We start from the raw sequence: 13,974 nt of genomic DNA on the forward strand, positions 1-13,974 counted from the left end.
GATTCTCTGATGTGTTAGAGAGAAACTGATCGTTCTGTCAATGTTTCTGTTTATTATTCAGTTCTTTGATCACCAAGCTGAATTCCTTACCCTTTTTGTCTAACTGAGACAGCTTGACCAGAAGAAGGTCCAGATCCAGGGCAAACCAGAGCAGAGTTTTACGTTTGTCATCGGGACCTCGAATTCGCTGAACTTTGATCGTGTTCAGCTTGCCTAGCGGGGTATCTATCTGCTCTTGGCCAATAGCCTCAAAACGATAGTTCTTGATCAGACCGCCGTCGGCTACCAGGTATTCGAGTTTGGTTTTACCATTCAGGAGATCAAGTCTTAGCTGCAACTGATAATTCAGCTTATCAAGAGTTCCTGGTTTGATTGCCAGTTTCCAGGGCCTGTCCTGGACGTTATTTGTAACTAGGTGTTTATCCCAGTCAAACAGGAGTAGAGCATGACGCTTTTTACCCAATACCTTGCGTAAATACTCATAATCTTTGGGAATCACCTGTGAGTCGTCACTTTCAAACCGGCTGGTTTCATGAACGGTAGCAAACAAGGCGGTTGCATCCTGAGCAAATAACCATTGACCGTCAGCCAGCCTGCTTAGTTGCCGGGAAGCCTCGCCGCCAATGCTTAGTCCAAGTTTTGCACTGTAGTTAGCGTGAAATGGCGGTAAAGTATCAACCCCGCGCGTTGTGGCTGATAAGATGCTGGAGCTGAATGCCAGAGGGAGCGCAATCAAGCTAATGATCAGTGATTTCCCGAAAAGCATATACTGGCTCCTAGCTGTTATTATCCTGGCGACTATCCAGTTGCATTCCAGTTTCAGGTAATGGCTGACCATCAAAGACCACAAGGCCGTCTGAAAGTCGCATTCTTCCTTCGGTGAACCATTTTATGGCCAAAGGATAAATTACATGTTCTTGTGCCTGAACCCGGGCAGCCAAAGAGTCCGCGTTGTCATCGGGCTTTATTGCCACTATAGCTTGAATAGCCAGAGGCCCACCGTCGAGTTCTTCGGTAACAAAGTGCACGGTCACGCCATGTAAGGCATCATTAGCCTCTAGTGCTCGTTCGTGAGTGTGCAGGCCTCGGTATTTTGGGAGTAATGAAGGGTGAATATTAAGCATTCGCCCTTCATATCTGCGAACAAAATCAGGTGTCAGGATGCGCATGAACCCGGCAAGGACGACTAAATCAGGCTGATAGGTATCAATCTGACGCATCATCGCAACGTCAAATGCTTCGCGGCTGTCGTATTCTCTGTGGTCGAGGGCGTGTGTTTTTATGCCGTGGCTGCTGGCTCGCTCCAGGCCCTTGGCCTCCGGACGATTGCTGATAACGGCAGAGATTTCTGCTGTCATCTCACCGCTGCCTATGCTGTCTATTACCGCCTGAAGGTTGGTTCCGCTACCGCTGATGAGTACCACTATGCGTGGGGTTTCCGCTTCTGAATACATGCTGCTTATGCTCAGGGCCGTCAATAACTGGGATTATAACAACCCTGTGCTTTTGTTGATTGCACAGGGGTGTTGGATTGGGAGTGTGGCTTATCTGGAAAGGTCAATGGCAACCTGGGCTTGAACCGACCCTGATACCGATTTGCTCAGGGGATGGATCATACCAGGGCCGCCAACCGGCCGCTTATACCAGCTCAACCTGTTCTTCATCACCGTTTAAAGCTTCGATCTTACCGGCAATAAATGCATTTTCACCTTCGGCGTTTAACAAATTGATCGCTTCCTCAGCACATTCTGCAGGTACGCAGATAATCATGCCTACACCGCAGTTGAGGGTTCGGTACATTTCCGTAGCATTAACATTGCCTTGTTTCTGTATCCAGTTAAAGATTTCAGGGCGCTTCCAGGCACTGGTATCTATTACCGCCTTAGTGTTATCAGGAAGAACTCTAGGGATGTTTTCCAGCAATCCTCCACCGGTAATATGAGATAAAGCGTTGACCTGAGATTCACGGATGAGCTTAAGCAGCGGTTTTACGTAGATACGGGTCGGCTCAAGTAATGCTTCACCGAGTGTCTTATCCTGAAAGGGAGCGGTGATGTCTGCGCCGCTGACTTCGATAATTTTACGGATCAGAGAATAGCCGTTAGAGTGTGGGCCAGATGATGGCAGGCCGATAAGGACATCGCCAACCTTTACCTTAGAACCGTCAATGATTTCATCTTTTTCAACGACACCAACGCAGAATCCTGCTAAATCGTAATCATCTCCATCATACATCCCCGGCATTTCAGCCGTTTCGCCGCCGACCAGAGAACAGCCCGACAGTTCACAGCCTTCGCCAATTCCGTTAACCACATCTGCGGCCACGTCAACATTCAATTTGCCTGTGGCGTAGTAATCCAGGAAAAACAGTGGCTCAGCACCTGCTACTATAAGATCATTGACGCACATGGCAACCAGATCGATTCCGATTTTGTCGTGCTTATTTAGGTCCATCGCCAAGCGAAGTTTGGTACCGACTCCATCCGTACCTGAAACCAGCACCGGTTTTTTATAACCGCTGGGTAGTTCGCAAAGAGCTCCAAATCCGCCTAATCCCGCCATGACTTCGGGTCTGCGTGTACGTTTTGCTACTCCCTTTATACGTTCAACGAGCGCATTTCCAGCATCGATATCTACTCCTGCATCTTTGTAGCTAATCGAGGTGGCGTCAGAAGGGGTGGTGTTGGAAGGGATGGCCATAGTGCTTGGGTCTCAACGACGGTAAGTAATATTAAGGCGTGAATTCTATCAGTTTGTTATCGAACAGGCCATTTGTTAGCGAGTGTCAGTGAAGTTCTTTTTATCAGGAAGCGATGGTCGCAATACTGATATCTGTTGCTCTAAGTTTTTCACAATCTTTTCCAGTGTTTGCCGAAGCGAGACAGTGTATTATGCTTTTCGATTATGGGGTTGTCTGTGTTGAATGTGAGGTGGCAGAGAGACCTTGCTTATTGTTTTTCTGGCTACAGAGGATAATTTGGAGTGACGAGCAGGATCTGGTTAAGAGTTTTGGCGCTGTTTTTGTTCGCCAATTGTTTTGTAACAAACCTGGCATGGGCTGCGCGGGTAACCGACCTTTACAGGGCACAAATACTGGTGGCAGAGCAATCGGTTAAAGCAGACCCTTCGTTGGTTGGTAAAGCAATGGAACAGGTGCTGGTTAAAGTGAGTGGACGTAAAGATGTCGTGACTCACCCGCTGCTTCGTGCTGCTCTAGCCGATTCAAATCGTTATATACAGCAGTTCAGTTACCAGAGTACAGCTATTCCGATGCAGACGGAAGATGGTCGAGAGGTTCTTGCCGAACAGTTAAGGATTGATTTCAGCAGCGGTTTGATCGATCAGTTATTGAGTGATGCCAATATTCGTCCTTTGGGGGCGACCCGTCCAAGCGTTTTGTTGTGGATTGTGGAGGAGCGCGGTGGTAACAGGGAATACCTCGGTCGCAGTGAAGACCCCATATTTACATCCATGCTGAACAAGGCTTCTGAGAGGGGACTTCCGATTTATCGTCCGTTGATGGATCTTGAGGATGAGCAGGCGCTGCCGGTCAGCGATGCCTGGGGTTTTTTTGCCGACAGTATCCGCAAAGCCTCAAGCCGATATCAATCGGACGCCATTATGGTCGGGCGGATATATCGTGATCAGGCAGGCGACTGGAAGAGCCAGTGGCAGATAATATGGCCTCAGGAAATCGTTAATTTTGAAGGGAGAGGCCAAGCCCTGGATTCTCAGCTGGCTTCTGCAGTTGAATTTGCTGCAGACCGGTTATTTGCTGATTTTGTCAAACCGTCTTCCGGTTTTGATGATGGCGGTATACTGTTGCAAATAGAAGGGGTATCCGGACTGGACGACTATTTTCAGGTCAGTAACTATCTCAAAGAGCTTCCGGCTATCAGGGATTTTAAGATCCACGCATTACAAGGCGAACAGTTAGTCCTGAGATTGACAATAGACGGCTCTGTAAAGCAGGTGCAAAGTTCCATTGCACTTAATCAAAGGTTCAAACCGCCCGTTGGTTATTATCAAGAAAGTGGTTCGAACATTCTTATTTACCACTGGCAAAAGTGATTATGACAGATTCCCAACGCTGGTTTATGCTTTGTGTGACACTGATTGTCTTCACCTTTCTTTATTTGCTTGAGCCAATTCTGTTCCCATTCTTAACGGCGATGCTGTTGTCTTACCTGTGGGACCCGGTTGTTGATCGCCTTGAAGAGCGAGGGCTTACCAGGACTGTCTCAGTCATTATTGTTTTTGTTCTCTTCAGTATTCTTTTGGCCGTCGTTCTGGTTTTGTTATTGCCGATGCTTGGGCGTCAAATCGATGCTTTGGGGCAACGGATACCATTATTGCTGGAGCAGTTGGATACTGTTGTTATTCCCTGGATACAAACAACTCTGGGAGCCGATCCCCGTTCAGTGGATTTAAAGGTTGTTAGAGAAGTACTGCAATCAAACTGGAAGCAGGGGACAGACCTGGTTACTCAGATTCTCTCAAAAGCCTCCCATTCTGGATTGCTGCTGGCGGGCTGGTTAGCAAATATGGCATTAATACCGGTTGTCACATTCTATTTGCTACGGGATTGGGATGTGATGATAGCTAAAATACAGGCCCTTTTACCTCTTAGTGTTGAGCCAAGGGTCAGTCTCTTTGCATCGGAATGTGATGAAGTTCTGGGGGCTTTTATTAAGGGGCAATTGCTCGTTATGCTTTGTCTGGGTGGGGTTTACTCAATAGGTTTGGCGGCAATAGGCCTTGATCTGGCGTTACTTGTGGGTATGCTGGCGGGGCTGGCCAGTATTGTTCCTTATATGGGGTTCTTCGTTGGCATTATGGCCGCGGGTATAGCTGCTTTCTTGCAATTTCATGATTTTCTCCATCTTGGGCTGGTCGGATTAGTGTTTGGTATAGGACAAACACTTGAGGGTATGGTGCTGACACCCTTAATGGTTGGGGATAAAATTGGTCTGCACCCTGTTGCCGTTATCTTTGCGATTATGGCTGGCGGACAGTTATTTGGATTTACGGGCATACTATTGGCACTACCTGTAGCAGCAATAATTATGGTATTGCTACGGCATCTGCATGACGGTTATAAAATCAGTGAGTTATATCATGCGACACTTAATGCTGGGCATAGCCCAACAGGTGATCTCAATGACACGGTTACTGACCCAAAAGAAACAAAAGACTAATGATTTCGAATAATCCTCACCAAATTCCTCTGAGTGTCGGTCTGCGCGATGATGCGACCTTTGAGAATTTTTTGACGTACCAGAATCTTCAGGCCAAGCAGTTGCTGGAAAATATTTCCGGTGGCTTGACTGAGCAGGATAATCAATACGTTTATTTGTGGGGCATCAGTGGTAGTGGTTGCAGTCATTTATTACAGGCTGCATGCAATCGAATTGAAGAGCAGGGGGGGCAGGGGTTTTATTTGCCTCTGGATGGATTGATGGCTTACGGTCCGGAAGTTCTTGACGGACTGGAAGGTATGGCACTGGTATGCCTGGATCATATACAGGCCGTTGCCGGTGACCCTGCCTGGGAGCAGGCGTTGTTCCATCTGTACAATCGTTTACGGGATAATGGCCGAATCTTGGTAGTGGCGGGGAATCAACCTCCGCGACAGCTTGATATTAAGCTGGAAGACCTGAGTTCCCGTTTGAGTTGGGGATTGGTCTTTCAGATTAAAGGGCTGGATGATGATGCAAAAATGGAAGCCCTTCGTCTTCGTGCGCGTGGGCGCGGGATCGAATTGACGGATGAGGTGCTGCTATTTATTCTTCACCGAAGCCCTCGTAATATGGGGCAGTTATTTGCCATTCTTGATCGGTTGGATCAGGCGTCCTTAACGGCCAAGCGCAAAGTGACCATCCCCTTTATCAAACATACCCTGGGCTGGTAAGGTTTGCTCCCGTCTTGATTTTAATATTGTTAGCCTTTGTGCCGCTTTCCTGCTTTAGGGTGTTTGTGTAAAACTACCTCAAAAAAATAGCGGCAATCTGTCTCATGACAGGCTTTATCCGCAACGTTCCCTGATTATACAGTAATGGCAGATTTTCAAGTTTAAGGAGTTAGTTATGAGTCGAGAAGAGAGAGATTTTTATAAACGCCCGGAGGATGAGCAGCAGGAGTTTTTAACTAATACCTGGTGTAATGAATGTATGGAAGCCAATTTGGGAATGAAAGATCCACAGGAGTATGTTCAGGATAAAGCTGTGTTTATCGAAGGTAAGTGTAATCGTTGTGGTATGAGTATCGTTACGGAATTGACCGACGAGAATTTCTGACTTGTCGCTGCACATCTTTATAATCATACAGCTTTAAACCCTGAAAATTATAGCCCTGCAGAGTCTGGAGCTGGCTCTACACTCTGCGTCTGACTCCACATTTGACTTTGTTGTGTTGGCCTTAGCCTTCTTCCTTACGGGATTTTCCATTCCAGCGCACATACATCATTGCACTGCTGAACAATGCCATGGTTAACAGGCTCTGGATCAGGCCAATGGTTCCGTAGTAAGGGCTGGTAGCCTGGCTTACGCCGCTACAAAAATAGACCAGGACAAAAAAACAGAGCCAGATATGAGTTCGGGGTTTACCGCGGAAGATGCCGGGTAAAAAACAGGCCAGTGGAAGTGTCTGAAACAACCAAATGGTTACCGGATTTTCGATAGCTGTTGGAGGAAACCAAAGGGTCCAGGCGGTGATTGAAGCAATCAGCGTCAATAGTAGAAGCCGGGAAAGCTGCAGCATCAGCTGAGCGCGGCTAGCAAAGGAAGTCGTCATTATTAATCTCAAATAGTGTCGGTGCCAGCAAAAGTAAGTTGAGCCCTGCGTTTTAGCAGATGACTAAAGCTCTACTGATCTTTCTGCTGAGATAAGGACTCATGCCAGTCTTTTAACCAAATCCGCGATTCTTTTTCCCTGCGCCTTACAAAGCTGTTGCTCTATATCAGTGACTGGAGAGTCATTGTTCTTCCCTGATACGTGACTAGCGCCGTAGGGGGTTCCTCCAGCGGTTGTCGTTAACAACCCTCCTTCGCTATAGGGGATACCGGCAATGAGCATTCCATGATGAAGCAGAGGTAACATCATACTTAGAAGGGTACTTTCCTGCCCGCCATGAAGACTTGAGCTGGAACTGAATACGCCTGCGGGTTTACCACAAAGAGAACCGCTTAACCATAGGGCACTTGTTTGGTCGATAAACCCTTTAAGGGCTGCCGCCATATTGCCAAAGCGGGTAGGAGAACCCAACAACAATCCGGCGCAATTGGCCAGATCCTCCTCGGTGCAGTAGATTGCCCCTTCTGCGGGTACTTTGGGGGCAACTGCTTCGCACACACTTGACAGCTCGGGTACGGTTCGAATACGAGCTTCCACCCCGTCGACTTCTTCTATTCCGCGAGCCATGTGACTGGCCATCTTAGCGGTGGCGCCATGACGGCTGTAGTAAAGTACCAGTACGTACGGGGTGGCAGTCATTAAAGTAAATCCAATACAGACTCTGGAGGGCGACCGATAACAGCGCGTTCTCCTTTAATGGCGATAGGGCGTTGTATCAGCTTGGGGTATTCAATCAGTGCATCAATAAGCTGATCTTCGCTGAGATTAGTATCCTTTAAATTATTGTCTTTATATTCCTGCTCGGTTTTTCTTATCAGCTCCCGGGCACCGATACCCAGTTTTTTCAGTACTTCATGTATTTCCTCACGATTGGGTGGCGTTTCCAAATACAACCGAATAGTCGGCTGAACATTATTCTCCTCCAGCAACTTGAGAGTTTCGCGGGATTTTGAGCAACGGGGATTGTGATAAAGAGTAATGTCAGTCATTAGTGGCATAATCTCATAGAACTGTTAAAGAGGCCCGATTGAATTCTGGTAGTCGGATCTCAATCGACGTATATTTTTCTTATACTGATCTGGTGGCTATTCTAAACGTAAGCAGCGTCTTGGCAAGTAACGTTTTTGAACTGCCGATATTGATGGAATGACCCTTGGAATAAGACGGGTTTCTTCAGGTTTTTATATTTACAAGTGACAAAGTGAAAGGACTGGGAATGTACGCTGATAGCTGGAGCTTAAATATTAAGAAAAGGGTTAAGGAACTGTGGAGATTCCTGCGCTATCTATTCCGCCAATTCAGGCAAAACAAAGGTACGCTGAATGCTGCTGCACTGACTTATACAACGCTTTTTGCGGTTGTTCCGTTAATGACGGTCAGCTATGCAATGTTGTCTGCGATCCCCTCTTTTCAGGGAGTCGAACTACAGTTGGAAAACCTGATTTTTAACCACTTTGTGCCCACCAGTGGAGCGGCCGTTAAAAACTATCTGGGGGAGTTTGCCTCCCAGGCAAGAACCCTGACTGCTGTCGGTGTGGGGTTCCTGATTGTGACTGCGTACATGATGCTGAAAACCATAGAGGCGGCCTTCAATCATATCTGGCGTGTGGAACAGCCTCGCCGGGGCGTTTCCAGCTTTCTGCTTTATTGGGCCGTTCTAAGTTTGGGGCCGTTACTGTTGGGGTTAGGTTTTGCGTTAACTTCTTACTTGGTCTCACTGCCTCTTTTTACTGATGCCAGTGAATTGATTGGCGGTGATGGCCAGCTGTTAAAATTGCTGCCTGTGTTATTCAGTACGGTTGCCTTTACATTTATCTATGTTGCCGTCCCCAATTGCCCGGTAATCCTTTCTCATGGGTTTGTCGGCGGGCTCTGTGTTGCTCTGGTGTTTGAGGCGGCTAAGCAGAGTTTTACCCTGTTTGTCAGCCATTTTCCGTCATATGAGTTGATATACGGTGCCTTCGCTGCGGTTCCCTTGTTTCTGGCCTGGGTGTATATCTCCTGGCTGATAATACTACTGGGGGCTGAGTTGGTAAGAGCGATAAGTACCTATTCTTCAGCGACGACAGAGGTGTCCGATGAGCAGCATCTGGGTTGGGTTCTATTAATACTGGAGGATCTATGGGAGGCGCAACGGGGAGGAGGTTCGGTTTCAGAGGAAGATTTGCTGGAAAAACATTCGAATCTGGACCCGGGGCATTGCTGTAACTATTTAAATTATTTGCTTGACGGGGCTGTTGTTACTCGTACTGAGCAAGGTAATTATCTTTTGTCCCGGGACCTGCACCTTTTCAACCTTCGTTCCCTTTGTGATCTTATGCCTTGGAAACTTCCCGAGTCCCTTAGTATAACGTTTGAACGCCCCTGGTTAAGTACGGTTGATCGCTGTCTTAGGGATGTTTCCAGTTATCAATCGCAACAATTAGCCATTGATTTGGCCTCGCTGTTTGGTGAGCAAAGTCAGAGTCATGATCCCGGAGCGGGTATTGCTGAACTTCGAAAAATTTAGCTTGTCCGTCAAATATAACCAGTGGCAACCACGAGTCCGGGATTCATCTTATTAGATGTACATGAGCCTACGTGAGCAAGATTATTTCTACTTGCAGGGAGGAATATAATGAACCGTATCGCATTACATATATGGGTAACTGGTCGCGTACAGGGGGTCTGGTATCGGCAATCCACTAAAGAGCAAGCGGAAAGAAACGGGGTTTCTGGTTGGGTTAAGAACTTATCTGACGGTCGTGTAGAAGCGTTGTTGCAAGGAGAGGCTAATGCGGTCAGAGATGTTGAAGCCTGGATGAATCAGGGACCACCGCTGGCAACTGTCGCGGAAACTATTGTTGAACAAGCTGAGGTTGATGAAACCTTGAAGGGGTTTGAAGTTCACTGATTGAATAAGAGAAGCTATAGTAATAGTTAAGTTAGGTTTTGTGGCCATTTTGAATATTTATACTGTATTGGCCCTGCTTTAACTTCATGACCAGAATCGGCTTATTTGCTGCACCTTAAGCCACAATTGTTAAGGCCGACACATGAGTGATGTATTCGTTTTCGCCGAAGATGAAGAGCACCCGCAACCACAAGGAGGTGCAGCAACGCCAAGAGATGGCGATGATACAAGCGGCGCTGAGATTTTAGACCGTTGGAAGGTCATGATCGTTGATGATGACGAGAGTGTGCATCAGGTCACACGGTTGGCGCTAAAAAGAGTTGAGCTTGACGGACGACCTCTTGAATTTATTAGTGCGCACAGCGGTGAAGAAGCGAAAAACCTAATTCAGGAACATGATGATGTTGCCTTGGTTTTACTGGATATCGTGATGGAAACCGATAATGCGGGTTTCGAAGTTGCGAATTTTATTCGGCATGATCTGGGTAATCATATGACTCGCATCATTCTACGCACTGGGCAGCCGGGGGATGTGCCAGAAAGGGATGTCATTCTTAACTATGAGATCGATGGTTACAAAACAAAGTCTGAGTTGACCTCTCAGGCGTTATTTTCGGTCATACTGACTTCATTGCGGTCATATCGGGATCTATGTCGGGTCGAAGATAATAATCGCCGTTTAGACAGTGTGGTTGAAGCCACCTCGGAAATATTTGAACAGCATACCGTTGACTCTTTTGTTGACTGTTTGTTGCTCCACCTTAGAAATTTCATTCCCATGGCTCCTTCATCCGAGGGGGCGTTTTATTTTGCGGCAGATTATGTTGAAGGGCGCCTTGGTTTTCTGGCGGGCTCAGAGTCCATGGCGTTTAAATCAGGCGACGAGATTTTTCAGCATCTGCCCAGTGATGTCAGGGCGTTGGTTCTGGAAGCTCAGAATAAGAATAAACCGCTTTATCGGGATGGGCATCTGATTTTAGTCGGCAGAAGCAAAGCTGAGCGTTCTCTGACCCTTTATTTCTCTGATGTCAAACCGTTAAACGATTCGCTGTGGCATATGCTGGAGATACTCTGCCGAAACTTTGAAACAGCATTTGAAAACCTGCTGCTGGGTATTGAGAACGAAAACCATCGTCGTAACCTGGAAACCAGAGTTCAGGAACGAACCGTTCAACTGGGTGAGGCTCGCGACCGACTTATACATGCAGAGAGAATGGCGTCGATAGGTCAGTTGGCGGCAGGTGTTGCTCATGAAATTAACAACCCGCTGGGGTTCATAAAAAGTAACATTCTGATGTTGTCGGATAGCTTTGAGAAACTGCTCTGTTTATCAGAGCACTACCAGGCTTTGGAGGTGAAGGGGACCGATGAGCAGCTTGTGCAACTGAAAACACAGTTGAAATCTGCTGACTTGGCATATCTTAGTGATGAGTTGCCTTCCGCCATTTTTGAAACAGGTGAAGGTATTGACCGAATTCGTCGTATTGTCAGTGATCTAAGAGATTTTGCCAGTAATGAGGAAGGAAAGTTTCAGGAAACTGATTTAAACCTGTTGTTGGAAACCCAGCTCCGATTGTTGCCAAAGACATTAACCGGGGATGTTGATATTCGATGTGAGTTCGAGGTGCTGCCTTTGCTGCTATTGATGGATGTTCAATTAAAGCAAGCTATAACAAACATCATGACAAACGCGTTTGAGGCGATGAGTGGGAAAGGTACCTTTCGTCTTGCGACTGCACGACAGGACAATTCGGTCATAATTACTATTGCTGATACCGGTTGTGGTATCGCTGAAAATAACAAATCACGGATCTTTGATCCCTTTTTCACCACTAAGGATGTCGGCCAGGGGACAGGGCTGGGGCTGTCGCTTTCTTACAGTGTCATTAAATTTCATAATGGTGATGTCTCCGTGACATCGGATCCGGGTGTTGGCACAACGTTCTGTATTAAAATTCCTATAATGGTCGCAGACAGCCTGGATTCCAGTCATTTATAAGCCGTTGATGATTACCTCGGTGTGTTGGATAAACAGGTTTATTTATTCTGGTAATCGTTACGCAGGCAGCGAATGAGCTGTTTTTTTCTGCTGAAAGCACTTCTACAGATTTATGTTGGTTTTGCCTTGTTGCAGGTGATCTGCGCCTTTTGTCCCCCTCTCTTGTAACGGCATGCTTTAGAGCAAATGTTATGTTCTATGTTTCAGCTGCTTGTATTTTGGGGTTTTTTGCCAAGATTTTCCAAGCACCCTTTTTCCATAGACTATACTGCATCCTACGGAACGAGCCGTTTATAAGGGAACGCTAATGGCGCTTTTTGTTTGGGAACCTCGGTTCGAGACCGGACAGGGTCTAATAGATACTCATCATCGAAAGTTGGTTGAGCTGATAAATGCCTTAGGGGAAGCCGTTGCTCACAACAGTCAGCAATCCGGTGCGATTGCAGATGTTTATCGTCAGTTGGTCGACTACACTCGATACCATTTCTCATCGGAGGAGAAATTGATGCAACAGGCGGGAATGGACCAGTTGGCATTTCAGCAGCACCAGGAGACCCATCGGAGTTTTATTTGTTCACTTGAAAGCTATTCGGATGAGAGTTTTGATCAAGCAACGGGTGAAGCATTATTAGACTATCTGGTTAAATGGCTATCCAAACACATTCTTCTGACTGACAAGCAGATGGTCGAAGCCCTGGGTATAGGGTCAATTTCCTCGAAGGAGGATTTAGATCCTCAGAAGTTGGTTGCCGCTCAGTTGCTGTCTGCCTATCGTGAAAGTGAAGAACGATTTCGCTCTTTGGCTGACAGTACGCCAGCAATGATGTGGTTGTCGGGAATAGACGGCAGTCGGTCATTCTTTAATCAAAGCTGGTTGTTGCATACATCGCAGATTTTATCCGAAGCAGATGGGAATGGCTGGCAGAGTTTGATCCATGAAGATGATAAGGACGCTTATCTGGAACGCTATCACTGCGCGCACAGAACTCATGTGGGATTCAATGCGGAGCTTAGAGTTAACACGATTGAAGGGCGTACCCTATGGCTTCTGGAAACCGCTAACCCACGTTATCGTGATAACGGTGAGTTTATTGGTTGCTCTGGATGCTGTGTTGATATTTCTGCGCAAAAAAAGGCGCAGTTGGAGCTGGAGAGGTTAAATCTGTCTCTGGAGGAGCAGATTCAGGAGCAAACACTGGCATTAACGACGGCCAATGAGTATCTGTTAGCTGAAGCTGAAAGACGGCATAGCTATCAGAATCAGCTGGAAAAGGAAAAACTGGCTCAGCAGCAATTGATAGACAAGCTTCAGCAAACTCATGATCAGTTATTGCAGTCGGAAAAAATGTCTGCAATCGGGCAATTGGCTGCGGGTGTTGCTCATGAAATAAATAACCCGGTGGGTTATGTCAGCTCTAATCTGGGAACTCTGACCCAGTACGTTTCCAATTTACAAACGCTGCTGAAAACTTATGAAGAACTTGAGTCTCACCTAGAGCCAGGAGGAGAGGCTCAGAAACAACTGGCCAATGCCAAACAGTCCATTGACTATGAGTTTATTAACGATGATATCGCTGATTTGCTCAAGGAATCTCAGGAAGGGGTGGAACGAGTCAGCAGAATTGTCAAAGACCTGAAAGACTTTTCACATGTTGACCAGGGCGAGTGGCTATATGCTGATCTGCATAAATGTATCGATAGTACCCTTAACGTTGTTTGGAATGAGCTTAAGTATAAGGCTGAAGTCGTTAAGGAGTATTCGGATCTGCCGGAAGTGTACTGTTTGGCCTCTCAGCTTAACCAGGTGTTCATGAATCTGTTAATCAACGCAGCACATGCGATTAAAGATCATGGGACGATCACTATACGCACCCGGGCAGAGGATGAGCAGATCTGGGTTGAGATTCAGGATACAGGCTGCGGCATATCTGAAGAAGTGAAAAAGAGAATTTTCGAACCTTTTTATACCACCAAAGAAATTGGCACCGGGACGGGGTTGGGCTTGTCTCTTTCCTACGGAATTATAGAAAAACACCAGGGACACATTGAAGTTGAAAGCAAAGAAGGTGAAGGTAGCCGGTTTCGTGTGTGTATTCCCTTATGGGATGTTGAGGAGGTTGGTGCTCCTCCGGTAGAGCTTCAGATGAGTGAATCCCATGTATAACGGGCAATTATTGGTATATAAACAAAACCTCCTAAGCACGCGCGTGATTCGAAAAGAATACCAGTA

At 46.7% G+C, this 13,974-nt stretch carries 14 protein-coding genes; 8 read left to right on the plus strand and 6 right to left on the minus strand.

Features of this window, described 5'->3' with window-relative positions; all coding sequences use genetic code 11:
• Positions 1–37: 37 nt before the first annotated feature.
• The 3 genes from BGP75_RS25860 to purM form a co-directional block, all read right to left on the minus strand.
• Entirely contained in the window at positions 38–766 is a 729-nt protein-coding gene (locus BGP75_RS25860) for a DUF3108 domain-containing protein (protein ID WP_076721768.1), read from the minus strand.
• A gap of 10 nt (positions 767–776) precedes the next feature.
• Entirely contained in the window at positions 777–1,454 is a 678-nt protein-coding gene (purN, locus tag BGP75_RS25865; protein WP_076721769.1) for a phosphoribosylglycinamide formyltransferase, read from the minus strand.
• A gap of 184 nt (positions 1,455–1,638) precedes the next feature.
• Positions 1,639–2,700, minus strand: coding sequence for a phosphoribosylformylglycinamidine cyclo-ligase (gene purM, locus BGP75_RS25870; protein ID WP_076721770.1), 1,062 nt, complete (start codon positions 2,698–2,700; stop codon positions 1,639–1,641).
• A gap of 282 nt (positions 2,701–2,982) precedes the next feature.
• On the opposite strand from purM, the gene BGP75_RS25875 reads away from it, so the two are divergent.
• The 4 genes from BGP75_RS25875 (at position 2,983) to BGP75_RS25890 (ending at position 6,296) form a co-directional block, all read left to right on the plus strand.
• Positions 2,983–4,071 (plus strand): DUF2066 domain-containing protein, encoded by a 1,089-nt coding sequence (locus BGP75_RS25875; protein ID WP_076721771.1) that lies wholly within the window; start codon positions 2,983–2,985, stop codon positions 4,069–4,071.
• 2 nt (positions 4,072–4,073) lie between these two features.
• A complete protein-coding gene (locus BGP75_RS25880) occupies positions 4,074–5,198 on the plus strand; it encodes an AI-2E family transporter (protein ID WP_076721772.1) in 1,125 nt (374 codons plus the stop codon).
• Positions 5,198–5,911 (plus strand): DnaA regulatory inactivator Hda, encoded by a 714-nt coding sequence (gene hda, locus BGP75_RS25885; RefSeq protein WP_076721773.1) that lies wholly within the window; start codon positions 5,198–5,200, stop codon positions 5,909–5,911. Before BGP75_RS25880 ends, hda begins: the two co-directional genes overlap by 1 nt.
• 175 nt (positions 5,912–6,086) lie before the next feature.
• A complete protein-coding gene (locus BGP75_RS25890; RefSeq protein WP_076721774.1) occupies positions 6,087–6,296 on the plus strand; it encodes a hypothetical protein in 210 nt (69 codons plus the stop codon).
• A 121-nt stretch (positions 6,297–6,417) separates the two neighbouring features.
• Here BGP75_RS25890 and BGP75_RS25895 read toward each other — a convergent pair whose 3' ends face one another.
• From BGP75_RS25895 to arsC, 3 genes are all read right to left on the minus strand, one after another.
• Complete coding sequence (locus BGP75_RS25895) at positions 6,418–6,792, minus strand: DUF2069 domain-containing protein (protein ID WP_076721775.1); 375 nt, start codon at positions 6,790–6,792, stop codon at positions 6,418–6,420.
• Positions 6,793–6,891: 99 nt separating this feature from the next.
• Entirely contained in the window at positions 6,892–7,491 is a 600-nt protein-coding gene (wrbA, locus tag BGP75_RS25900; RefSeq protein ID WP_076721776.1) for an NAD(P)H:quinone oxidoreductase, read from the minus strand.
• Positions 7,491–7,841, minus strand: a complete 351-nt coding sequence (arsC, locus tag BGP75_RS25905) for an arsenate reductase (glutaredoxin) (protein ID WP_076721777.1) — start codon at positions 7,839–7,841, stop codon at positions 7,491–7,493. The genes wrbA and arsC overlap by 1 nt, the downstream gene beginning before the upstream one ends.
• Before the next feature lie 227 nt (positions 7,842–8,068).
• On the opposite strand from arsC, the gene BGP75_RS25910 reads away from it, so the two are divergent.
• The 4 genes from BGP75_RS25910 to BGP75_RS25925 all read left to right on the plus strand — a co-directional run bounded on the left by BGP75_RS25910 (position 8,069) and on the right by BGP75_RS25925 (position 13,908).
• Positions 8,069–9,361, plus strand: coding sequence for a YihY family inner membrane protein (locus BGP75_RS25910; RefSeq protein WP_076721778.1), 1,293 nt, complete (start codon positions 8,069–8,071; stop codon positions 9,359–9,361).
• Between the two features lie 108 nt (positions 9,362–9,469).
• Positions 9,470–9,745, plus strand: coding sequence for an acylphosphatase (locus BGP75_RS25915; RefSeq protein WP_076721779.1), 276 nt, complete (start codon positions 9,470–9,472; stop codon positions 9,743–9,745).
• Positions 9,746–9,887: 142 nt separating this feature from the next.
• Positions 9,888–11,744: a DUF3369 domain-containing protein gene (locus BGP75_RS25920; protein WP_076721780.1), complete on the plus strand. Its 1,857-nt coding sequence runs from the start codon at positions 9,888–9,890 to the stop codon at positions 11,742–11,744.
• A gap of 307 nt (positions 11,745–12,051) precedes the next feature.
• The gene (locus BGP75_RS25925; RefSeq protein WP_076721781.1) at positions 12,052–13,908 is read left to right on the plus strand and encodes a bacteriohemerythrin; all 1,857 of its coding nucleotides are present in this window, start codon (positions 12,052–12,054) and stop codon (positions 13,906–13,908) included.
• Positions 13,909–13,974 lie beyond the last annotated feature (66 nt).

This window comes from Motiliproteus sp. MSK22-1, assembly GCF_001968815.1.
Lineage (GTDB): Bacteria > Pseudomonadota > Gammaproteobacteria > Pseudomonadales > Balneatricaceae > Motiliproteus.

Excerpts from the sequence above, each read along its gene's own strand:
- wrbA (WP_076721776.1), bottom strand. The coding sequence starts at position 7,491 with ATGACTGCCACCCCGTACGTACTGGTACTTTACTACAGCCGTCATGGC.
- BGP75_RS25860 (WP_076721768.1), bottom strand. The coding sequence starts at position 766 with ATGCTTTTCGGGAAATCACTGATCATTAGCTTGATTGCGCTCCCTCTG.
- BGP75_RS25895 (WP_076721775.1), bottom strand. The coding sequence starts at position 6,792 with ATGACGACTTCCTTTGCTAGCCGCGCTCAGCTGATGCTGCAGCTTTCC.
- hda (WP_076721773.1), top strand. The coding sequence starts at position 5,198 with ATGATTTCGAATAATCCTCACCAAATTCCTCTGAGTGTCGGTCTGCGC.
- BGP75_RS25915 (WP_076721779.1), top strand. The coding sequence starts at position 9,470 with ATGAACCGTATCGCATTACATATATGGGTAACTGGTCGCGTACAGGGG.
- BGP75_RS25880 (WP_076721772.1), top strand. The coding sequence starts at position 4,074 with ATGACAGATTCCCAACGCTGGTTTATGCTTTGTGTGACACTGATTGTC.
- BGP75_RS25890 (WP_076721774.1), top strand. The coding sequence starts at position 6,087 with ATGAGTCGAGAAGAGAGAGATTTTTATAAACGCCCGGAGGATGAGCAG.
- BGP75_RS25910 (WP_076721778.1), top strand. The coding sequence starts at position 8,069 with ATGTACGCTGATAGCTGGAGCTTAAATATTAAGAAAAGGGTTAAGGAA.
- BGP75_RS25920 (WP_076721780.1), top strand. The coding sequence starts at position 9,888 with ATGAGTGATGTATTCGTTTTCGCCGAAGATGAAGAGCACCCGCAACCA.
- arsC (WP_076721777.1), bottom strand. The coding sequence starts at position 7,841 with ATGACTGACATTACTCTTTATCACAATCCCCGTTGCTCAAAATCCCGC.
- purM (WP_076721770.1), bottom strand. The coding sequence starts at position 2,700 with ATGGCCATCCCTTCCAACACCACCCCTTCTGACGCCACCTCGATTAGC.
- purN (WP_076721769.1), bottom strand. The coding sequence starts at position 1,454 with ATGTATTCAGAAGCGGAAACCCCACGCATAGTGGTACTCATCAGCGGT.
- BGP75_RS25925 (WP_076721781.1), top strand. The coding sequence starts at position 12,052 with ATGGCGCTTTTTGTTTGGGAACCTCGGTTCGAGACCGGACAGGGTCTA.